The following is a 21,905-nucleotide window of genomic DNA, read 5'->3' as shown; positions in this document are numbered from 1 at the left end:
GGTAAAGGCTTTCTGTGAAGATCACGCGATTATTGCCGCGAAGGAACCGCCCGGGATTCACAAGTCCATTGTGGGAGCGAGCGTGCTCGCGAATGGGACGACGGTGTACTCGCGTTTTGGCCTGGCTCATTGGCAGCCTGCTCATCGTGTGCCTGCTGCTCTGGCTCGCCGACCGGATCTGGCCGCTGCCCTTGCCCAAGGATGATCTGGCCCGCGTGGTGCTCGCCGAAGACGGCACGCCGCTGTGGCGATTCGCCGATGCCAATGGCGTCTGGCGCTACCCGGTGACGGTCGATCAGGTGTCGCCCTATTACCTCGAAGCGCTGCTGACCTACGAGGACCGTTGGTTCTATCAGCATCCCGGCGTGAACCCCATGGCGCTGGCGCGCGCCGCCTGGCAAAACCTCAGCGGCGGCCATGTGGTGTCCGGGGGCAGCACGCTGTCGATGCAGGTGGCGCGTTTGCTCGACCCCCATTCGCGCACCCTGGCGGGCAAGCTTCGTCAACTGTGGCGCACCGCGCAGCTGGAATGGCACCTGTCCAAACAGGACATTCTGGTGCTGTACCTGAATCGCGCGCCGTTTGGCGGCACGTTGCAGGGCGTCGCCGCTGCCAGTTGGGCGTATCTCGGCAAGTCCCCGCAACAACTGACCCGTGCCGACGCGGCGCTGTTGGCGGTATTGCCCCAGGCGCCGAGTCGCCTGCGCCCGGATCGTCACGCCCAACGAGCCCAGGCCGCGCGGGACAAAGTGCTGCGGCGTCTGGCTGAGTTCGGCACGTGGCCTCAGGGCGCGGTCGACGAAGCGCTGGAAGAACCGCTGCTGCTCGCGCCCCGTCAGGAACCGAGCCTGGCGCCTTTGCTGGCCCGGCGCCTGAACCGCCCGAACAGCCCGCCCCTGATCCGCACCACGCTGGACGCCGGCCTGCAGCGTCGTCTCGAAGACCTGCTGCTGGGCTGGCGCGCACGCTTGCCCGAGCGCACGTCCGCCGCGATTCTGGTGGTGGAAGCGCAGAACATGGCCGTCCGCGCGTACGTTGGCTCGGTGGACATCGGCGACGCCAAACGTTTTGGTCATGTGGACATGGTCAGCGCGCTGCGTTCACCCGGCTCGACGCTCAAACCCTTTCTCTACGGCAAGGCCATCGACGCCGGGCTCATCCACTCCGAATCGTTGCTGCAGGACGTGCCCCGGCGCTACGGCGACTATCGTCCCGGCAATTTCTCGTCGGGGTTTAACGGCGCGGTGGCGGCGAGTTCGGCGCTGTCGATGTCGCTCAACCTGCCGGCGGTGCAGTTGCTGGAAGCCTACGGACCCAAGCGCTTCGCTGCCGAATTGCGCAACGGCGGCGTGCCGCTGACCCTGCCGCCTCTGGCCGAACCCAATCTGGCGTTAATTCTCGGCGGCGCGGGCAGCCGACTGGAGGATCTGGTGGGCGGCTACAGCGCTTTCGCGCGGGGCGGGCGCAGCGCGGACATTCGCTTGCAGCCCGATGATCGTCTGCGTGACCGACCGATGATGTCGCCGGGGGCGGCGTGGATCATCCGGCGGATTCTCAGCGGCCAGTCACGGCCTGATCTCGACCCCCATGCCGAGCTTGTGCAGCGGCCGCAACTGGCCTGGAAAACCGGCACCAGCTACGGCTTTCGGGATGCGTGGTCGATTGGCGTGGGGCCAAGGTTTCTGATTGGCGTGTGGATTGGCAGGCCCGACGGGACGCCGGTGCCGGGGCAGTTCGGTCTGGCGTCGGCGGCGCCGCTGATGCTGCAGGTTCACGACCTGTTGGTGAACCGCGACGCCCAGCGCAACATCCTGCCGCCCGTGTTGCCGGTGCCGCTCAACGTTGGCGTCGCGGCGATCTGCTGGCCGCTGGGGCAGCCGATGAGCAAGAGTGATCCGAACTGCCGCCGTCAGCGTTTCGCCTGGACCCTCGACGGCACGACGCCGCCGACCTTGCAGGCGACCGATCAGCCGCTGGGATTGGGGCTCACGGAAAAAGTCTGGCTGAATGATAAGGGCCTGCGTGTCGCGGCAAGTTGTCCACAGGCTCAACCAAAAGACATTGCCCTCTGGCCGGCGCCGCTTGAGCCTTGGCTGCCGAAAACCGAGCGGCGCGAGGCGCGTTTGCCGGACATCGACCCGTCATGCCCGCCCCAGGGATTGAGCCTGGCGCCGCCGTTGTCCGTGGTGGGGGTGCGAGAGGGCGATCAGTTGCGCTTGCCGGCCGGCAGTCAGCAACTGTTGCGGCTCACGCTGTCGGCGCTGGGCGGAAGTGGCCGGCGCTGGTGGTTCATCGACGGCACGCCGGTGGGCGACACCGCCAGTCAGGACAGCTACACCCACACCTTCACGCGCCTGGGGCGGTACCAACTGAGCGTGCTGGATGAAAGCGGGCAGACCGCCCGGGTGGAATTCAGTGTGGTGGATTGAGGCAATGCCCTGGACTCAATTTCCGTCTTCGTGAGCAAGCCCACGCCCACATGCGATGTGTCGGCTGCGAGATAACGCGGTGTCAGAGGACGCCGCAGATGTGTCTGTTCAAACACGGATTGTGGGAGCGAGCTTGCTCGCGAATGGGCCAGGACAGCCGCTAAATATCCAGCGGCTAATCTGCCGTCTTCGTGAGCAAGCTCACTCCCACAGGGGATGCGTCTACTGCGAGTAATTGCAGTGTCAGGAAACACTGCAGATGCATCTGCTGAAGCGCGGACCGTGGGAGCGAGCTTGCTCGCGAATGGACCGACCCCTCAATGGGGCGGATATTGCTGCAGAATTTGCTGCACCGTCTGGCGCAGGGCCTGCTCGCGCGCAGCAGGGTTGGCGTTGCTGTCGCTGACCATCTGCTCGGTGCTGCCACGCCACACCAGCTTGCCGTCCTTGCCGTCGAGCATGTCGATCTGCAGGGTCGAGACTTTGTAATCGATGTTGCGCGTCTCGGTGCCGATCGGGCCGCCCCAGTAGCCGCCCCACGGATTACCCCAATAACCGCCAGCGCCGCCATAGTTGGTAGTCACCGTCTGTTGGCGGTTCTCGACGATCAGCCATGCCTGCAGTTGAACATCCGCTTTCACGCCGGGCGCTGCCATGCGCAGGCCGCGTTGCTCCAGTTGCTCGCCGACCGCCTGGCGGATGCGCTGCTCGGTCAGATCACTTTTGATGCGCGGATCGTTAGGCTGATATTGCAAGCCGGGCTCTTTCCACGCCCAAGAGCGGTAAGCGCCGAAATCGCGCTGGGCGTCGAAGTCACGGTTGACCCGATCGGTCTGGCAGGCGCCGAGCAGCAGGGCGACACAGAGGACAGCAATGCGGCGATACATGGGTTTCTCCAGCGTGAAAACAAAACGCCACGGGGCGCGAAATCAGGACGGCGGGTAAGCCGTCAGGGCTTGTTGTACAGCCTGGCGCAGGGCTTTGGCGCGTTCTGACTGATCGCCGCCGCTGGCGGTTTCGGCACTCGCGCTCCACACCGGCTGGCCGCTGCGGGCATCGAACAGGCTGATGCGCACCACGACCACCTGCTCTTGATACGTGCGCACGATCGGGACGCTGGCATAACCGCCGTAACCGTTGCGGTAGCCATTACCACCGTAATAGCCCACACCTGAACCGCCGTAGTACGGATCGTAATAGTCGTCGCGCACCTGACGAATCCGGGTCTCGGCGTGGGCATCAGCCGCGACGCGCAAGTCCGCCGCCTGCGGGTTCTGCGAAGGCCGCAAGCCCCGTTGATCCAGCCCGTTGCTGACGGCTTCAGCCAGCTGAGCCGAGTCAGCCCAGAGGGTGCCCGGTGGCAACTGGTCGTTGAGCCAGGCCCAGTTGCGATAACGGCCATAATCCCGCGGCGCCGCAGGGTAAGCGCTCATGTCGATGGCATTGGCGGCCTGAGGCGGCGCCGGTGGAATGGCCGCAGACACAGCGCGATAAGGGTTGGGGCTCTGGCAGGCGGCGAGGCCCAGGCAGAGGGATAGCAAAGCGAGACGGCGTTTCATGAGGGTCTCCGCAGCGAGTGTTAAGCAGCGTGTATCAACCAGCGTGGGTCAGACAGCCCGGCACATCCAGTGCAGATAGCGTCCCAGTCCGGCGAAGGCCGGGTGGCGACGATGGGCGAGCTCCATTTCCAGGAGATCCGCAAGATGGGCCTTGGCCTGAAACTCGACCGGCATGTAGTCGTGGAAAACCCGAACGCCACTTTGGGTTTCGACTCGCCACAGGGAGCCAAGTTGCGTCGCCAGTTCTCGGGGATCAAGGGGCTCCTGCGGGGTCAGGCTCTGTTTTTCGCCGGCCAGGGTGTTCTTGCGCATTTTGCGGAAGTGGCCCTTGAGCAGATTGCGATAAATCAGCGCGTCGCGGTTGTAGAAGGCCAATGACAGCCAGCCTTCGGGCTTGGTTAGCTGATGCAGTACCGGCAGAATCGTGAACGGTTCTTCCAGCCATTCCAGCACGGCATGGCAGATCACCAGGTCGTACCGCTCGGTCAGAATATCGGGCAGTGCTTGCCACGGCGCCTGAATGAAATTAGCCGTCTGCCCCGCGTCGGCAAAGCGCTGGCGGGCGCCTTCGAGCATGGGCGCGGCGGGTTCGGCCAACGTGACGTCATGACCGCGCTCGGCCAGCCACAACGACATGTGCCCAAGCCCGGCGCCGATGTCCAGCACGCGCAACGGACGATCGGGGAGGCTTTCGATGAGGTCAGCTTGTAGCACCGCCAACCGGATCGCGCCCTTGGCACCGCCGTAGATTTTTTCAGCGAAGCGCGTCGCCAGTTGATCGAAATGACGGTCGCTCATTTGCTGAACCGCCGTTCGCCGTCCGCCAGTTTCGCGCGCACCACTTCATCCATGTCCAGCCCGAGTTCGCTGCACAACAGCAGCAGGTAAAGCACGATATCCCCGACTTCCTGCCCGGCGTGGGCCAGCTCATCAGCGGGCAGCTGACGGGATTGATCCTCGGTCTTCCACTGAAAGATCTCCACCAGCTCGGCCATTTCGACGCTGGCGGCCATGGCCAGGTTTTTCGGGCTGTGAAATTGCCGCCAGTCGTTGTTATCGCGGATGCGATGCAGGCGTTGGGTGAGTTCGTCGAGGTTCATGGGGGTCTCCTGAAGGTGCGTAGCTTCAGGGGGATAGGCGATTGACGCAAGGGGGGCGCGATGCTCCGGGACGCAGGTTTTATACCCGCTACGGCGGTGCGCCGATTCCCGGCTGAAGCCGGTCCTACAGTCTGCGTACTTAGTGGGACCGGCTTTAGCCGGGAAGGCGTCAGATGTCACACCGCAAAACCACTGGCGCACGATAGGCGCAGCCATCACTCCGACGCCGGTCGCCAGCTCCCCAGCATATGCACGATCCCTTCCGCCCCTTCCAGCTTGAACTGCCCATGGGACCCGGCCGCGCTGGCCGACAACGTCACCCCGCTGGGCAGCCGCACCGGTTTGTGAAACTCCACCGATATCTCCACGTTCGACGCCGGCAGGTGATCCTCAAGCGCCGCCAGCGCACGGCTTTTTATCCACAGCCCGTGGGCGATTGCCTTGGGGAAACCAAACAGCTTTGCGCTGCTGTCGCTGAGGTGAATCGGGTTGTAATCACCACTGACCTTCGCGTACTGACGACCAATGTCCGACGGCGCCGACCACGTCGCCAGCTCCGTCATCGGCAGCGGTGCCGGCTCGTAATCGCCGTCGATTTCGCCGTCCACCTGAACACCTCGGCACAGCATCGTGCTCTCTTCCTCCCACAGCAAGCCCAGCGCGTCCTCGATTTGGGTGATCAGACTGAACGTCGCACCTTTGGCGTGGGGCTTGAGGTGGCCGACACGCACGCTGACCTGAACCTTGATCACGCTGCCAAGGGGCCGACGAATGCTGATCCGGTTATGCAGGTGGACCAATCCGAGGAGCGGGAAGGGAAAGTCCTTGTCGGTGAGCAGCTTCATCTGCAGCGGGAAAGCCAGCACATGGGGATAGGTTGGCGGCAGCAGACTGCCGGGCACGAATCCGCAGACGTGGGCAAACGCTTTCACCCTGTCCGGGTCCACCGACATCCAGCACCGCAGCCCCTGATCCGGCAATTGCGTGCCGCTGACCTTGCGCCGCAGCGCCGCTTGCATGAACAGGCCGGGAAGGGCCGGGGGCGTGTCCAGATACCGCCAGTGCACACTCATCGAGCTACTCCTGTGGTCATGCTACAGATCAGGCAGGCCTCGGATCGACGGGGCGCCTATTCAGACACTTTTTTTCTTAATGCCAGCTCAGGCGCCGAGCACGCTTTGGCCGCACACCCGCAGCACCTGGCCGCTCATTGCGCCGGAACCCGGTTGACCCAGCCACGCCACCGCTTCCGCCACGTCTTGCGGCTGGCCGCCCTGGCCCAGCGAACTCATGCGTCTGCCCGCTTCGCGCAGGGCAAAAGGCATGTGCGCCGTCATGCTGGTTTCGATAAAGCCCGGGGCCACGGCGTTGATGCTGATGCCGCGGGCTTTGAGGGTCGGCGCCATCGCCCGGGCATAACCGATCAGGCCGGCCTTGCTGGTGGTGTAATTGGTTTGCCCACGATTGCCCGCCAGCCCGCTGATCGACGCCAGCAGAATCACGCTGCCGTTCTCGTGCAGCGCGCCGCTGTCGATCAGCGCCTGGGTCAGGATCTGAGGCGCGTTGAGATTGACGTCGAGCACCGAGTCCCAGAAGTCCGCCGGCATATTGGCCAGCGTTTTGTCCCGGGTGATGCCGGCGTTGTGCACGACGATATCGAGCCCGCCGGGGAGGTGGTCGATCAACTGAGCGGCAGCGTCCGGTGCGCAGATGTCCAGGACTAGCGCCTGCCCACCCAGACGCGCCGCCAAGGCATCCAGATCCGATTTGGCCTGGGGCACGTCCAACAGAATTACTTCGGCGCCATCACGGGCGAGGGTTTCCGCGATGGCCGCGCCGATGCCTCGGGCGGCGCCGGTCACCAGCGCTTTGCGTCCGGCCAGTGGGCGGGTCCAGTCCTGAACCTGCTGATCGCAAGCACTCAGGCGAATGACTTGACCGGAAATAAACGCGCTCTTCGGCGACAGGAAAAACCGCAGCGCGCCTTCCAGTTGACCTTCGGCGCCGTCCTCTACTTGCAGCAGCTGAACCGTGCCGCCGTTACGCATTTCCTTGGCCAGTGAGCGGCTGAAACCTTCGATGGCTTGCTGCGCGCTGGTGGCCAACGGATCGGATTGAGCATCCGGCGCGCGCGCAAGCATCACGATGTGAGCGCTGTTGTCCAGATGACGCAGGATCGGCTGGAAGAACTCGCGCAACTGACTCAGCTGAGAGGTGTGCAGCAGCGTGCTGGCGTCGAACACCACGGCCTTGATCTTCGCGCTCTGCTCGGCATTCCAGGGGTGGGCGCCGGTGACTTCGCCGCCATGACTGAACAGCACATCAGTCAGACGCTGCGCAAAGGCGCTCACCCGCTCGGCCAATGGACCTGTGCTCAGCAACAGCGCGCCCTCGACCGGACGCAGACGCCCCGCCTGCCAGCGCTCCAGACGTGCGGGGGCTGGCAAACCGACGGCGCCGACCAGCTTGCGGCCGAGGTCGGAGTTGACGAAGTCAATGTAGCGATCGGATGCCATGGAACACTCTCCTTGAGTCTGGGTTCAAATCAGTTGACCGCACCGGTGGGTAATAGGTCCTACGCTGTCAGTTGCCGAACTCTGTAGGAGTGAGCGTGCTTGCGATCGCTTTTCGTCAGGCGGCACAAGAACGCCTGGCCTGCTGCGGTCGTGCTTCCGCAACCGATGCCCGCATCCAAAAAAGAGAAAGGAGATTTCGATGACTCAGACACGACGCGTGGCCATTGTCGGCGGCAATCGCATTCCGTTCGCACGCTCGAACGGCGCGTATGCCACCGCCAGCAATCAGGACATGCTGACCGCTGCGCTGGAGGGTCTGATCGAGCGCTTCAACCTGCATGGCCTGCGCATGGGCGAAGTCGCTGCCGGCGCGGTCCTCAAGCATTCCCGTGATTTCAACCTCACCCGCGAATGCGTGCTCGGCTCAAGGCTGTCGCCACAAACGCCGGCCTACGACATTCAACAGGCTTGCGGCACCGGGCTCGAAGCGGCGCTGCTGGTGGCAAACAAAATCGCCCTCGGCCAGATCGAGTGCGGCATTGCCGGCGGCGTCGACACCACCTCAGACGCGCCCATCGGCGTCAACGAAGACCTGCGGCAGATCCTGTTGCAGGTCAATCGCAGCAAAACCACGGCTGACAAACTCAAGGCGCTGACGCAATTGCGCCTGCACAACCTCAAGCCGGAGCTGCCGCGCAACGGCGAACCCCGCACCGGTTTGTCGATGGGCCAGCACTGCGAACTGATGGCGCAGACCTGGAACATCCCCCGCGACGCGCAGGACCAACTGACGCTGGAAAGTCACCAGAAAATGGCCGCTGCTTACGCGGAGGGCTGGCAGGACGACCTGCTCACGCCGTTCCTCGGCCTGACCCGCGACAACAACCTGCGCACCGACGCGAGCCTGGAAAAACTCGCCTCGCTCAAGCCCGCGTACGAGCGCAGCGCCAAAGGCACACTGACGGCGGGCAACTCGACGCCATTGACTGACGGCGCCTCGCTGGTGCTGCTCGCCAGCGAAGAGTGGGCGCATGAGCGGGGCTTGCCGATTCTGGCCTATTGGCGCGATGGCGAGGCTGCCGCCGTGGATTTTGTGCGTGGCAACGAAGGCCTGCTGATGGCCCCGGTCTACGCCGTCCCCCGCCTGCTGGCGCGCAACGGCTTGACGCTGCAAGACTTCGATTACTACGAAATCCACGAAGCGTTTGCCGCGCAGGTGTTGTGTACGTTGAAGGCGTGGGAAGACCCGGAATACTGCAAAACGCGGTTGGGTTTGGATGCGCCGCTGGGGTCGATTGATCGCAGCAAGCTGAATGTGAAAGGCAGCTCGTTGGCGGCGGGGCATCCGTTTGCTGCGACGGGTGGGCGGATTGTGGCGAACTTGGCGAAGTTATTGAGCAAGAAAGGGGGAGGGCGCGGATTGATATCGATCTGCGCCGCAGGGGGGCAGGGCGTGACGGCCATTATCGAAGGCTGATGATGATTAATATTTAAAGAATGTTTTTTTGAAGGGGGCTGATTTATTTGCAACGCTTCTCCGTAGATTAATCTGTCCGTGGTAGTGAATAAATCAGATCCCTTTATCTAATCATTTTTTATATAGGCGGATGCTATCGATATTAATCCACCCGATACCAGTCTCTCGCTTAGCCGTAAAGCTTATAATTTTATCGTGTTTGAATTTGTATGTCCCCCATGGGCCAACCCCTATCAGCTTGTTGTCAGTTTGACCCTCTCCATATCTGCAGGTTAATCGCACCTGATTTCCAGATACCCCGTTTGCATATGCAACGAACCAGACTTCTGAACAATCAGATTTTAGCTGCATATTTATGTTTGCCCCGGATGATTCGTTGTTTAGAACGCTGGTTTTCCCCGCTGAATGGTCAATACTCATTCCTGAACCTGTGAAGATGATATGTGTAGTGTCCAAAGGTGAATCGACAGGGCCGGGTCCGTAATCTGAAAAGGTTTCAACAACATATTGTGGTGCCTTCTTGATTTGATAATTTTGCGCTGGGAATTCCTTACGTGTCAGCCCGCCATCAAAAGACACTTCGAGTACCAGTCTTAATGTTGAGGCGTCGTCTAACCCCTCTAGATCGGTGCGAGGAACTTTAGTGCTTTGGGTTCCCGGGCTGGTAATTTCATACTCTTGCCAAGCAGGTAGATCCGGGTTTTTTAATCCCTCCAGCCGCATCCATATTTTTTGCCCGACAGCTATAAACGGCCATGGCTGCACCGTGAGATCGGCATCGCCTGCAAATGTGTTCAAATCCAGAACGTCCCCCGACGCCTGGGGGATTTGCGGTTTGGGCAACGATTCTTGCGGTATCGGCCCAACCGTCAAGTTGAAAGTGTCTGAGAAGTACGTCCGGCCATCACGTTCAACTTGGTAGCTGATGTCAATCGTTTTGCCAATAACCGCTCCAATCATCGTCGCCGGAACAGGGGATTCAATCGTTCCACCGGCTTCTCCATCTCGCCACTGGATGATGCTTGCGATGTTGTTCCAGATGGGCTTGATGATGTCGGAGGTTTGCATGTCGGGGTAGGTCACCCGAAACTTAGCGCCTTCCAGCGCCTTGAGCGGGTCCAGCGTGTTGTCTGAAGCTTCCACGATCACCGGCGCCGGAAATATCAATGCGACAGCGGTCACGCTATACGAAGTCACCGGCGAATTCTGGATACCCCCACCCACCTTGATTATCTGATAACTCAACTGCAGCGTCCCACCGCCCAGCGACTCCAGATTGGCGCGAGGAACCTCGAAGCGCACCTCGCCGGCCTCGCCACCCGCCAGCACGGTGTATTCGCGGCTATAGGTGAGCGGCGTGCCGTCGGCAGCGACTCCCGCCCAGGACAGCAAAAGCCGGTCTCCGGCCGTTTGCCCTACGTACGCGTGGGTGTGGACGGTCACCGGATCGCCGCTGACAACGCCCAGGTCAATGACATCTCCGGTGGCGCCAACCAGTTCCAGAGCCCCGAGAGCGTATTCCGGCGCGGTCTTGATCTGGTAAGTCCGCATTGGAAACGGCTGACGCGGCAGCCCGTCATCGAACAACACTTCCAGCACCAGGTTTAGTTGTGAACCGTCGGTAAGGTTTTGCAGGTCTTTCCGCTGAATCGTGGCGACTTGCGCGCCAGTACTGCCAATTTCATACCCTTGCCAAACGGGCAGTTTCAGATTGCCGGAGCCTTCAAGCCGCATCCACATCTTCTGTTTAAGCGCGATAAGTGGCCAGGCGTTTACGAGGATAACAGCTTCAGTTTGCAGCCCCCCGAGGTCCAGAACGCCCCCTGCCGCCTGAACGATCTGCGGCGCGGTTAATTGACCGACGGGAATCAGGAGCACGACCAGATTGAGCGTTTGTGAGCGAACCGCGCCAGTATTCCCTGCTACTGAATAGGAAACCTGCACGGTTTTGCCCACAGTCTTCGCAACATATTCTTTAGGCACGAGGAAGGTTACTTTCAGCTCGACGTTGCCCTTCTGCGGCACAAGAGTGTCCTCGCCGTTGAAGATCAGGGCAATCGTGTCTTCAGCCGACATGGAGGGGTACGTCACTTCCACAAGGAGGCCGTCGGGGTCTGTACGATTGGGTTCGAGCAGCACGCCGTCTGGCGCTAGAGGGACGTTGGGTGCAGGAAGGTTCGGGTCTTCTAGGGCGGTCGCATTCAACGCCGAGTTGCTAGAACTCGCTGAAGCCAGTTCATTGGCGGGTAGTTTGTCTTGCTCGTCGTTTGTCTGGGTCATTTCAGCGGTCCTTGGCTAGTTGGCGTGAAGGCGCGTCATCCATGGAGACAGAGTGCCGCTCGATACGCCGTGTTGGCTACTGTCAGAAATGACAGTACGGCGGCTTTCTATTAATCAGTCAACCGGTAAAGCAACGGCTGGGCGGCGTATATCGCGGGTGGAAATTAGCGCTATGAGGAAATGGTCTGAGGCTCAAGGTGAGGGGGCTGATGTATTTGAGGATTTAAATAAATCAGACCCCTTTATCACTTTATTAGACCCCCTTTATCAGGTGTAGGGATGATCAAGTTTCCGAATTTCCTAGAGATAATTTTAAGTTGTCGATCATGAAAGTTCTTGGGGTTGTTATCATGAAGGCAACCACTTCGAATGAACTGATGTCGTCGTGGATGAATTCAAAGTTAGTCCATCCCGTTTCGGAGACTACCCGCTCGTCAACCAGGTCGCCTTTATACAAGCATCGAAGATATGCCCTGCCACCCGTAGATATCGCAACGTCAACCGTGGCACGCTTGTAACGTCCTTCGAGCGTCAAAGTCAGGTTTGTAGTTTGTGTTTGAATCTCTGCAGTGAAATGTCTGCTGCCGCCCGCGGTTCCACTGACCTGCATATTTTTTCCTACGTACGTAATGTTCGGCGTATCCCAAGGCGATGGCTTTACCCCGGTTTCGTAAGTTTCAAAGTCCTCAATTATATCTTTGGCGCCGTTTTGCAGCAGTAGTGTTAAAAGGGGGAAGGGGTGTGCGCCATCGGCAGATCCATGGTCTTTAAGCTGAACTTTTGCAGCGAACTCCAGAAGGGTGCCTTCTGGCTTGGTCACTAATATATTCTCTAATACAGTTCTACTAATCGACCCAGTTACACCTGCCGTCACATCATCCGATGTCACTGAGTACTCCTTTAAAAGATGTTGCGTACTGCTCTCGCTATCCATGTCCATCCAAACCAGTTGTTTTTCAGCAATTAGTGGCCACGGGGGGATAATGAACTCAGCATCGCCAGTAAATGTCGACAGATCGAGTTTGCCTGGCGTGCTCTCTGTCGCTTGTGGGATCTTAATCATTGTCATATCTTCCTCCATGAGGGGTAGTATTGTAAGCGCTAGCGATTCCGAGATTATCCCGCTATCCACACCGTTAATCACATACTTCACCAGAATGTCTTCACCAAGCGCTTTTGCCACATGGGAAGAGCCAACGGTGAAGATTACGGCTTTCGTGTCGTTGCCGTATTGCGGCACGAATGTGTCGTCACCGTTGAAAATCAGAGCAATCACGTCATTGGGTGACATCGATTCATAAGTCACCTTCACGTGAATGCCTCCGGGGGGTACATCCAGAGGGGAAAGAACGTTGTTCGAGGCCTCCGACACTGTTGGGGCGGGGTATTCCGGATCTTGCGGGGCTGCTGCGCGTGGAGGCGAGGTGTCGGAGCTCGCTGAAGCCAGTTCATTTGCAGGTAGTTTGTCTTGCTCTTCGTTTTTCCGGGTCATTTTTGCGGTCCTTTGCTAGCTGGCGTGAAGGTGCGTCATCCTTGGAGACAGAGTGCTCCGCGATATGCCGTGGTGACTACTGTCAGAAATGACAGTGATCGCTTGTAACTCCTCAAATTCTGCTCAGTGAAACAAGGCGTTATCAGGCGTTATCGCGTTGGGTTGTTAATGTTATGAGGAATGCGTTTATAACTACCGCTTCCTCAACACAGGCCAGCCCATGCCCACCACCGGACACATCTCCCCGCGAAACCCCGAGACCGAGCGACAAGTCCCTTCGCTCGAAGGCCTTTCGCGCCCGCTCTACGCCCGCGCCGAAAGCCTTGGCGCAGGTTCCTGGACACCGACTCACCACCACGACTGGGTGCAGTTTTCCTACGCCATCAGCGGCGTCCTCGGCGTGCACACACCCCACGGCAGTTTCTTCGCGCCGCCGCAGTGGGGCGTGTGGATTCCGGCCGGGCTCGATCATGAAGTTGTCACGTCGACCCGGGCCGAGATGCGCAGCCTGTACGTGCGCAAAGAGGATTGCGAGTGGGCGCCAGATCGTTGCCGGGTGCTCGAAGTCACGCCACTCGCCAGGGAGTTGATAAAGACGTTTTGTCAGTTGTCAGCGGATTATCCGGAGGTTAATTGCGCCGAGTCTCGTCTCGTTCAGGTACTGCTCGACCAATTGGCGAATTTGCCCGAGGTGGGTTTTTCGCTCCCGCTGCCTCGCCATTCACGCTTGTTGGGACTGTGTGGTGAACTGATCGAAACGCCGGATCAAGCGGTCACCCTGAATGACTGGGCGGCGCGTTTGAACATGTCGGAAAAGACGCTCACACGATTGTTTCAGCGCGAAACGGGCTTGAGCTTTCGGGGCTGGCGGCAGAGGGCACGCTTGCTGTCGTCACTCAATGCGTTGGAGGAAGGGGTGAGCGTTACGGGCACGGCGCTCAACTGCGGTTACGATTCGACGTCGGCTTTCATTGCTGCTTTCAAAGGGCTGTTCGGGAGGACACCTGGCGAACTGTTTCGCGGATGATGAGCGAAGCTTGCGTGGTTGCGCTGTGGCGCTCGTCGACAAGCGCAGTGGTAGAGGCTATCGAGCGGTGTAGATATGCGTCGGCACGAATGCTGCTTGGCGAAGTGTCAGGGATGTCGTGAGACAGCTGGCATACAGTCAATCGACCTGACCCCCTACTCGCTGGCAGAGGATTGCCGTATAACGAGCAACAATCGCGTGTTTGGCAACGAAGGACCCCCAATAAAAGCTGATGAAGACTCCTAAACGCATTGAACCCCTGATCGAAGACGGTCTTGTGGACGAGGTGCTGCGCCCGCTTATGAGCGGTAAAGAGGCAGCTGTTTATGTGGTGCGCTGTGGCAATGAGCTGCGGTGTGCCAAGGTTTACAAGGAGGCCAACAAACGTAGTTTCCGTCAGGCAGCGGAATATCAGGAAGGCCGTAAGGTCCGCAACAGCCGCCAGGCCCGCGCCATGGCCAAGGGTTCGAAGTTCGGCCGCAAGGAAACCGAAGACGCGTGGCAGAACGCCGAAGTCGCGGCTCTGTTCCGTCTGGCAGGCGCCGGCGTGCGAGTGCCCAAGCCGTACGACTTCCTTGAGGGCGTACTGCTCATGGAGCTGATCGCCGATGAATACGGTGATGCCGCGCCGCGTCTGAATGACGTGACGCTTGAGCCGGATCAGGCGCGCGAATACCACGCGTTCCTGATTCAGCAGATCGTGCTGATGTTGTGTACCGGTCTGGTGCATGGTGACCTGTCCGAGTTCAATGTGCTGCTCACGCCCACCGGCCCGGTCATTATTGACTTGCCGCAAGCGGTAGATGCGGCGGGCAACAACCATGCGTTTACCATGCTGGAGCGCGATGTCGGCAACATGGCGTCCTACTTCGGCCGCTTCGCGCCGGAGCTGAAGCAGACGCGCTACGCACGGGAGATGTGGTCCCACTTCGAAGCGGGCACGTTGTCCCCAGCGACCGTGCTGACGGGCGAGTTCGCTGATCCGGACGAGATTGCCGACGTCGGCAGTGTGTTGCGCGAGATTGAAGCGGCGCGACTGGACGATGCAAGGCGTCAGGCTGCGAGAACGGCGGACGATGCGCCGCCGAACAAAACCGAAGAACCGCCTCCGCCCTGGATGCAGTGATCGACCCAGAAAAAGCCCGGCTCAGGCCGGGTTTTTGCGTTCACACCGATGCTACTCTGAGCAGTTGCGAGAACAGGTAGTGAGGGTCTCCCGGATTGACCCTTACGCTGCAATTGAAAACTGCCGGCTTTCCCCTGTTTCGAGCTAGCCAAGATTGATCAATCTTGAAGTTTAGATGAGGGTCGCTACCAAACGCAGGCGTTATGTCTGCGGACCATTGATCACCATCAGCGCCGATGGCGCGAACGCCAGCGGTACTGTCTTTATTGAACTCGGGCTGCTTTTTTACCCGCAGATTATCGTGTCCATCGTTGATGGTCGGGGCATCCACCTGGAATGAATGCCCTTCTACGGTGAGGAGGAGTGTCAACGAGGTAAAAGTCTCTGTGTCGGGGGGGCGTTTTACGGTGTAGTAGAGAGATGCGTTGTGGCCTATGACATCAATGACTTCATATTTCGATATCGGAAACGGTTGCAGCGACGGTGGGCTTCCCACCGTTTGGATGGGTGAACCAATAGTGATGTTCCGACCCACCCAATACGCTTTCACGGTATCGCCAGACTTCATATTGTAGTTAGGAACGATACAGTGAATAACATCGTTTACCTGGTAATAATCCAGGCGCTCCCTGTTATCCGCAACCAAGGTTGCCTCCCTCACATGAGGTGCCACCAGATTCATCGCTGCCTCGGTCACCGTAATACGCCACTCATTGGAGCGACCTGTGATGGTGCGCGCGGTAAAAGTGTGCAAGCCCGGTGGAAGATTCCGGGCGTTGAATGACCAAGTTGCACCGTTACTTGTAGCTGTGCCCAGCAGGGCTTCGCCATCGTAAATATTAATCAGGTCCACGTTTTGTGACGATTGGTCATTAGAAGGTGTGGGCAAATTCATGAACAGCTCCTTGCCGGTTTGCAAACTATAAGGTGAGAAGTGAAGGCTAGTAAGAGGGGTTTAAATCGTCAAGTTTACGCATTGTTTTTATTTTTTTCTTGAGTGGTTGGTCGCCTGTCTCTCATAGGTTAATAATTTTGTCTTGCCCATGTGCGGTTGCCAAGTGGCTAGAGCTATTTGCGATAAGCGCTGCATGGATTATTTCGAAGCGGTATCGATCACTGTCATATGTGTCAGTTGGCAAAGCCCGTCCAGTGAATGATGCTTGAACGGCCGAATATCATTTTTTGACATGGATTGCCATTGATTATCATCAGGAGATCAGCATGAATAGATTCGGATCTGTCGCGCTTGCACTTATCTATATCGGACTTGTTGCATGTGTAGGCGAGCAGCCTTCATTAAACGGGCCCCACGGTAATGATCCTCGATTTACGCAGAGTCCTGCTATTCAGCAAGATACCGGCGATGATGTTGCGCGACATCTAGAAGACCGGTACAGCAAGACAGCTGCAGATTGCGGAACGCCTTCACAGCCGTCCTTTCTGTGCAATGGAGTGATGATTAGGGGCACCAGCAGTGAACCGACTTACCACGTATGGGAGAACAGTGCTGCTTCTATTGAAAAGGGTGGCGTCTCTATTTCCTACTTAAGGTCGGATGTTAATTACAATAAGCTCGCCTACGGGTACAACAACGGCTATATCTTGACCGCTTATTTTTATGCGGCTGAGAAACTGCACCCCGAGGTGCTGTGCCTCTTTCCGATCGATGCGGGTACCTCGGCCCGTACAAACAAGGGATGTGGTGATTACCCTGGTTATGCAGGTAGCGGCCCCTGCCATCTACAGGGCATTACCACCGCAACGGAGTGGTGGACGCATTACAACTCACACGCCAGCAGTCGCCATAGCTACCAATGCGGATTTGATGTTACCGATGCCAGAAACTCGGCGGCAGGACCTGCCTTCGCTGCGGGATTGGCGGCAATGGGTTTGATGGGGTCTGAGTCGTTTAGAGAGCAGAACGAGCTCATCCTTGCAGTCTGGGGAAATGGATTGGGCAAGACCCTCCCGCTGGAAGCTTTTTTCTACCTGGCTGGCCTGCCTGGATTGACTGTCGCACAACGTAATCAGCTGGATCTCAATAGTACTGATGGGGTATGGATACCTGTGATAAAGCTCACACTTCCGGCGAGTGAGGGGGGCAAGGCGACGTTTACTTACAGTGCAGGAGATCAGGCTATTACGAAGTCATAGTTATCATCCATTACTCCTGATGTTAACTCACAGATTTTTGGATGAATATTTGACGGAGTGTCCAGTTTTAAGTTGTTTCATAGCAGCTTGTGGTGTAACGAAGCCGAGAAGGTGCAATGGTCTTTTTGGATTATTCTAGAAGTGTTCGTGTTTTGGCTTCGGAGGCCATTATGAGAAAGATTAATAAGGTGGTGTTTTTACTTGTATATGTCGTCCTTGTTGCTTGTGTCAGTGAGCAAAGATCGGGCTTCGATACAACTCAGCGTCCCATTCCGCATGTCGCGCACCGCGCTACGATACAGCAAGACTCTGGGGAGGACGTGGTCAGGCATCTCACCAACCGTTACGCCGACACAGCTGCAAATTGCGGAACGCCGTCGCAACCAGCGTTTTTGTGTAATGGGGTAATGATCCGCGGTACGAGCAATAGTCCCGGTGCGTATCACGTCTGGGACAACAGTCCAGCAAGTATTACACGAGGCGGCGTGTCCGCGTCTTACTTAAGGTCTGACGCTAACTTCAGAAAGTTGGCCTGGGGGTATAACAACGGATACATCTTGACAGCTTATTTCTTTGCGGAGGGGAAGCTGCATCCTGAGGTGCTTTGCTTATTTCCGGTTGACGCGGGCACGGGGAGCAGGACTGACAGGGGGTGTGGTGAGCATCCAGGAACAGTAGGCAGTCGTCCCTGCCATTTACAGGACGTTACAACTGCAGCGCAATGGTGGACTCATTACACATCGCAGCCTGGCAATTTACACTATGCGCAGTGCGGATTCGACGTCAGCAACGATCGAAACAATAATGCAGGTCCCGCGTTTGTTGCTGGATTAGAAGCGATGTCCTTAATGGGATCTCAGGCTTTTGTAGAGAACAATGAGCTTGTCCTCGCCGTCTGGGATAGCGGCTTGGGAACAACGTTACCGCTCGAAGCTTTTTTCTACTTGGCAGGCTCAGCCGGATTGCCTGTCGCTCAGCACAACCAAAGCGATCTCATAAATACTGATGGAGTCTGGATACCCGTTATCAAAATTACCCTCCCCACTACCGCGGCCGGCAAAGTGACGTTTAGTTATAGCGCCGATGAGCAGACGCCTGTCCGTCCCCCTGTCCAGGGATGAAGGCTACATAACGTAGTTTTCAGACCATGTCCCCGCTGACCCATTCGCTTTGCGTGAGCTTACGCGTTGGGTCAGTTGTTATTGGGACATTGATGTCACCAGGAGGCGATTCAATAATTCAAATCCGCCTTCTTCAAGTACATCCCGTTCGGACCCGAAGCAATGCGGTATTTCAAAACGTCACCCGCATTGATGTGCAGACGCGTGTTGTTCTGCGCTTCGATGCCTGGCGAGCAGCCCGGCGTCTGACCCGGGAGCACACGCAAGCGCACCGACACATCGCCTGCAGGCAGATTAAATGAGCGCGACTCCTCCTGGTACAGACGGCCGACCAGTTGGTCCTGCATGAAAATTCCGATTTCGCAGGAAGTGGAAACCTCCAGGCGCTCGCGGGAAATGATCAGCACGCCGTAGTCCTGATCGGCATGAGCCCAGGATGCGCACGCCAACAGGCCGGCGAAACCTGCAATACGAAAGGCTGACCAGCGCATGGCTGATTCTCCTGATATGACGGTTGTAGGCGCACTCTGGCGCAGAGTGCAGATGAATGCCAGCCCGGCAGATCCCCCGGAAACTTGACCTTGCCCCGACGGGAAGGTCTTAGATGGCGCCATCACGTGTTTTCGATGAGAAGAGGAGTCAGCACATGCAGGTATTCAACGTTCAAGGCATGACCTGCGCGCATTGCGTGCGTGCCGTTACTGGCGCCATTCAGGGGCGAGACCCCACGGCGCACGTGCAGGTTGATCTGGCGAAAGGCGAGGTGAAAGTCCAGAGCCAGCTTGGCGCCGAGCAGATTGTGGAATTGATCGAAGAAGAGGGTTACGCCACGACGCGCACATAGCAGGGCTGGCCTCTTCCCGGCTAAAGCCAGTCCTACAGAACCGTCGCGCGCATCGTAGGACCGGCTTCAGCCGGGAAGGCGTCAGGCATCACAGTGAATAATTCAGGCGCCTGCCACTCAATAGTGATACCACTTCAGCTCCAGCATCACTTCATTCACCGGCGAGGTCAGCTGGCTAAAATCCCGCTGCGCACTCAGCCGTAGGCCAAGGTTGCGCGACAGCTCCCACTGCTGGTTCAGGCTGATGTTGCGCCGCACTTCGCCGTTGGTGAAGTAATCGCCTTTGGTTTCCAGGCTGAAGTTACCCAGCGGATTACGCCACAGCACGCCGGTGTTGAAGCCCGCCGCCGGCGAAATCAGCGCGGAGAAATCGTTGTTGTGCTCGACTCGCACCGTTCCCATGGCGAAGCCCAGCACGTCATCTCCCAGCTTCCAGGTACCACCCGCGCCGCCGTTGACGTGACTGACCAGGTTTTCGTCGCCATGCTTGCCCAACACCCGCTCAAGGCCGCCCGCCACTTGCCACGACCATGGCTGCAGCAGCTCGTTGCGCGGTGTCAGCGAGCGGATGGTGGCCAGATCGAGCCGCTGCACCTGCCAGTGGCTGTCTTCGTACTGGCGCAGCTTGAGCTGCAGAATCTCGATCTGCGCGCCCAGCGGGAAGCCGTACGCGTTGTCGTTCAAATCGTGATACGCCATGCGCAGGCCGTATTCGGCAAATGCCTTGTCATCCCGCGTGCCCGCACCCAGTTGCCACGTGCGCGACTCATGCCCGTCTTCCGGCAGACCCGGGCGCTCAATCTCCAGCGCAGGCGGTGGATTGGTGCTGATTGCGCGCAGCAAGTCATAGCTGCGTTGCGCGCTGGTAGGGTCACGCTCCTGGCCGTTGGCGCGATACCGCTCCAGCCTGTAGGCCGCGTCCTGAATCAACGCGCGACGTTCCTTCGGCAGCGCGATGTATTCGGGGCTCTGCATTTGCTTCTGGTCCGCGCTGACTTTCAACACCCATTGTTGCTCGTCGTGGTTCAACGGCTCGGCGCGGCTCAGCAGTTCGCGCTCCCTGGACGGGCGATAGTCGATCTTCTCGACCAGACCCGCTTCCTTAACCGCGCGCACGGTGTCCGTGGGAATCGCCGTCAGACGAAACTGCGGCGTCAGGTCCAGGCTCGGGCGAGCCACCTGAAGCAGCTCAAGCAGGCGATACGAGCAGTTCTCGTCGAAGAAGAAATACCCGAAGCGGATCTGTTTGAGTTCCCACACGTGCTCGACCATGCGCCGGGTTTCTTCCGGCGTCAGATTGAGGCGGTATTCCCACAGATCTCGGTTCTCCAAGCTACGGTACTCGGAGAGTTTTTCCTGGTACGGAACCAACGCGAACAGCCCGGGGTAGCCGCCCGCCAAACCTTTCCATGCGTACAAAATGCTGTTGTCGGAGCCCTCGATGTAGGCGCCGAAATTGATCGCATAGCTGAGCAAAGCGGTCTTGTTCGCCTGCACGTCGGCCTGATCGATGCGCAGCAGGGTATGCCCGAACATGGAGGACGGGCTGTTCAGGTACGCCGCCGGGAAAATCAGCACAGTGCTGTCCGGGGCCACATCGGAAAACCACTTGTTGAATTCTTTGCAGTCGACCGCAGGCAAATCGGTCAGCTTCAATTCGTCACGCAAAAAGCGCGTGCGGGAGGGGTAGACGCATTGCGGGTGGGCGTTTTCCTGGCCTTGAGTGACAGGACGGTAGATCGCCTCAAGCGTCGCGGCCAGCTCGGCTTTAGGATCATGGGCGCCGTTCTGGGCGAGGAAAAACTTCGGGTCATCGACATAACTGCGCCAGCCACCCAGTTTGCCGGCTTCGTAGTGACCGATGGAGATCCAGAACCTGGAATTGGCCAGTTGCTGCAAACGATCATTGTCGACGTGAGGCGCGGCGTACAGCGGGGCGCAGACACAGAGCACCAGCCAGGCAAGGCGTTTGAGCATAGATTGGCAACTAGTCAGAAGTGGGCAGGGCGGAGAACCTGCCTTCCGGGGAGGAAGGCAGGCGGCACGACTTTAAGCTTGGGTCGCGTATTTAGCCAGAGTCGGATCGTTCTTCAGGACGTCGATGGTGTTGGTGTGAACATCCTCAGCAGTGGCGTCGGCCTTGGTGAAGATCTGCTGATAGTGCTCGTGGGTGACTGCGGCGAAATGCGCACGGTCTTCCGGTGCAACGCCCAACACGACCGCGTACGTGGTCAGTGCTTCGCCTTGGCCCATGGCCATATCTTTGGAGAGCTCGTCCATCATGCCGTTCATGGCAATCCAGGATTTGCCGCCGTAGGTCAGCGCGCTGTTGGTGGAGCAACCGTTGGTGCCCGAGGTCATGCCGAAGGTGGCGTTGCCCGAAGTACCGTTGGTGGTGGAAGCGAGGAAGTGAGCGGGAGTGCCGCGTTGACCTTCGAACAGCATGTTGCCCCAGCCGCAGTCCGGACCGCCAGGAGCTTGAGCCATGGCGTTGATGGACACAGCGGCGAAGAGAGTACCAAGAAGAATCCGTTTCATAGCTTTAGTCTCTGTTGTTTCAACCAAGGGTCGGATTCCTGGCCGGTAGGGCGCCAGGGCGGACCGGTTATTTAAATTGTTACCGGTCGCGCAAGTTGGAGTTTAGGCACGATATGAACGTTCCGTGAGTAATTGCAGATTGTTGTGCGTAATCCGCCTCCGCCGGGTGTGTAGGCCGGTTCCTCATACGGAAAAGCGATCACGCGGTTCTTGCCTTGCCAGTGCGGTGCGGCGAGCGCCAG

Annotated in this window: 19 protein-coding genes; 7 read left to right on the top strand and 12 right to left on the bottom strand. The window is 58.6% G+C overall.

Annotated features, from left to right (window positions below; genetic code table 11):
• Positions 1 to 116 precede the first annotated feature (116 nt).
• Positions 117 to 2,429 carry a peptidoglycan glycosyltransferase PbpC gene (pbpC, locus tag AC07RO_RS17220; protein WP_495086650.1) on the top strand — a complete coding sequence of 771 codons (2,313 nt, stop codon included), beginning with the start codon at positions 117 to 119 and terminating at the stop codon, positions 2,427 to 2,429.
• Positions 2,430 to 2,746: 317 nt separating this feature from the next.
• On the opposite strand, the gene AC07RO_RS17215 is transcribed toward pbpC, so the two are convergent.
• The 6 genes from AC07RO_RS17215 to AC07RO_RS17190 form a co-directional block, all read right to left on the bottom strand.
• Positions 2,747 to 3,316 carry a DUF4136 domain-containing protein gene (locus AC07RO_RS17215; protein WP_495086649.1) on the bottom strand — a complete coding sequence of 190 codons (570 nt, stop codon included), beginning with the start codon at positions 3,314 to 3,316 and terminating at the stop codon, positions 2,747 to 2,749.
• 42 nt (positions 3,317 to 3,358) lie between these two features.
• Positions 3,359 to 3,988 (bottom strand): DUF4136 domain-containing protein, encoded by a 630-nt coding sequence (locus AC07RO_RS17210; protein ID WP_423570782.1) that lies wholly within the window; start codon positions 3,986 to 3,988, stop codon positions 3,359 to 3,361.
• Positions 3,989 to 4,036: 48 nt separating this feature from the next.
• Positions 4,037 to 4,786 (bottom strand): methyltransferase domain-containing protein, encoded by a 750-nt coding sequence (locus AC07RO_RS17205; protein WP_495086648.1) that lies wholly within the window; start codon positions 4,784 to 4,786, stop codon positions 4,037 to 4,039.
• A complete protein-coding gene (locus AC07RO_RS17200) occupies positions 4,783 to 5,088 on the bottom strand; it encodes a MazG-like family protein (protein WP_192173421.1) in 306 nt (101 codons plus the stop codon). The genes AC07RO_RS17205 and AC07RO_RS17200 overlap by 4 nt, the downstream gene beginning before the upstream one ends.
• 215 nt (positions 5,089 to 5,303) lie before the next feature.
• Positions 5,304 to 6,161 (bottom strand): MaoC/PaaZ C-terminal domain-containing protein, encoded by an 858-nt coding sequence (locus tag AC07RO_RS17195; protein WP_495086647.1) that lies wholly within the window; start codon positions 6,159 to 6,161, stop codon positions 5,304 to 5,306.
• A gap of 87 nt (positions 6,162 to 6,248) precedes the next feature.
• Complete coding sequence (locus AC07RO_RS17190) at positions 6,249 to 7,604, bottom strand: 3-oxoacyl-ACP reductase (protein WP_495086646.1); 1,356 nt, start codon at positions 7,602 to 7,604, stop codon at positions 6,249 to 6,251.
• Between the two features lie 199 nt (positions 7,605 to 7,803).
• Between AC07RO_RS17190 and AC07RO_RS17185 the strand changes: the two genes are divergently transcribed.
• Positions 7,804 to 9,081, top strand: coding sequence for an acetyl-CoA C-acetyltransferase (locus tag AC07RO_RS17185; protein WP_495086645.1), 1,278 nt, complete (start codon positions 7,804 to 7,806; stop codon positions 9,079 to 9,081).
• 111 nt (positions 9,082 to 9,192) lie between these two features.
• On the opposite strand, the gene AC07RO_RS17180 is transcribed toward AC07RO_RS17185, so the two are convergent.
• Both AC07RO_RS17180 and AC07RO_RS17175 read right to left on the bottom strand, forming a co-directional pair.
• Positions 9,193 to 11,361, bottom strand: a complete 2,169-nt coding sequence (locus AC07RO_RS17180) for a hypothetical protein (RefSeq protein WP_495086644.1) — start codon at positions 11,359 to 11,361, stop codon at positions 9,193 to 9,195.
• Positions 11,362 to 11,644: 283 nt separating this feature from the next.
• Positions 11,645 to 12,853, bottom strand: coding sequence for a hypothetical protein (locus AC07RO_RS17175; RefSeq protein ID WP_495086643.1), 1,209 nt, complete (start codon positions 12,851 to 12,853; stop codon positions 11,645 to 11,647).
• Between the two features lie 220 nt (positions 12,854 to 13,073).
• On the opposite strand from AC07RO_RS17175, the gene AC07RO_RS17170 reads away from it, so the two are divergent.
• Together AC07RO_RS17170 and AC07RO_RS17165 are read left to right on the top strand one after the other, a co-directional pair.
• Positions 13,074 to 13,880 (top strand): AraC family transcriptional regulator, encoded by an 807-nt coding sequence (locus AC07RO_RS17170; RefSeq protein WP_495086642.1) that lies wholly within the window; start codon positions 13,074 to 13,076, stop codon positions 13,878 to 13,880.
• 232 nt (positions 13,881 to 14,112) lie between these two features.
• Positions 14,113 to 15,006 carry a PA4780 family RIO1-like protein kinase gene (locus tag AC07RO_RS17165; protein ID WP_192173412.1) on the top strand — a complete coding sequence of 298 codons (894 nt, stop codon included), beginning with the start codon at positions 14,113 to 14,115 and terminating at the stop codon, positions 15,004 to 15,006.
• Between the two features lie 40 nt (positions 15,007 to 15,046).
• Here AC07RO_RS17165 and AC07RO_RS17160 read toward each other — a convergent pair whose 3' ends face one another.
• Positions 15,047 to 15,901, bottom strand: a complete 855-nt coding sequence (locus AC07RO_RS17160; RefSeq protein ID WP_495086641.1) for a hypothetical protein — start codon at positions 15,899 to 15,901, stop codon at positions 15,047 to 15,049.
• Between the two features lie 326 nt (positions 15,902 to 16,227).
• On the opposite strand from AC07RO_RS17160, the gene AC07RO_RS17155 reads away from it, so the two are divergent.
• A complete protein-coding gene (locus AC07RO_RS17155; protein ID WP_495086640.1) occupies positions 16,228 to 17,160 on the top strand; it encodes a hypothetical protein in 933 nt (310 codons plus the stop codon).
• A gap of 170 nt (positions 17,161 to 17,330) precedes the next feature.
• Positions 17,331 to 18,281, top strand: a complete 951-nt coding sequence (locus AC07RO_RS17150) for a hypothetical protein (protein WP_495086639.1) — start codon at positions 17,331 to 17,333, stop codon at positions 18,279 to 18,281.
• A gap of 110 nt (positions 18,282 to 18,391) precedes the next feature.
• Here the strand turns inward: AC07RO_RS17150 and AC07RO_RS17145 are convergent, their stop codons facing one another.
• Entirely contained in the window at positions 18,392 to 18,772 is a 381-nt protein-coding gene (locus AC07RO_RS17145; RefSeq protein ID WP_192173408.1) for a hypothetical protein, read from the bottom strand.
• 155 nt (positions 18,773 to 18,927) lie between these two features.
• Here AC07RO_RS17145 and AC07RO_RS17140 point away from each other — a divergent pair, with 155 nt between their 5' ends.
• A complete protein-coding gene (locus AC07RO_RS17140; RefSeq protein WP_495086638.1) occupies positions 18,928 to 19,125 on the top strand; it encodes a heavy-metal-associated domain-containing protein in 198 nt (65 codons plus the stop codon).
• Positions 19,126 to 19,242: 117 nt separating this feature from the next.
• On the opposite strand, the gene AC07RO_RS17135 is transcribed toward AC07RO_RS17140, so the two are convergent.
• Both AC07RO_RS17135 and AC07RO_RS17130 read right to left on the bottom strand, forming a co-directional pair.
• Positions 19,243 to 21,102, bottom strand: a complete 1,860-nt coding sequence (locus tag AC07RO_RS17135) for an Lnb N-terminal periplasmic domain-containing protein (protein ID WP_495086637.1) — start codon at positions 21,100 to 21,102, stop codon at positions 19,243 to 19,245.
• 72 nt (positions 21,103 to 21,174) lie between these two features.
• Positions 21,175 to 21,663, bottom strand: coding sequence for a DUF3015 domain-containing protein (locus AC07RO_RS17130; protein WP_122535346.1), 489 nt, complete (start codon positions 21,661 to 21,663; stop codon positions 21,175 to 21,177).
• Between the last annotated feature and the right edge of the window lie 242 nt (positions 21,664 to 21,905).

The organism is Pseudomonas sp. GW821-FHT07F05, from assembly GCF_059418765.1.
Note: the sequence above shows the minus strand (reverse complement) of the source record. Positions and strands in the feature narration are given on the sequence as shown.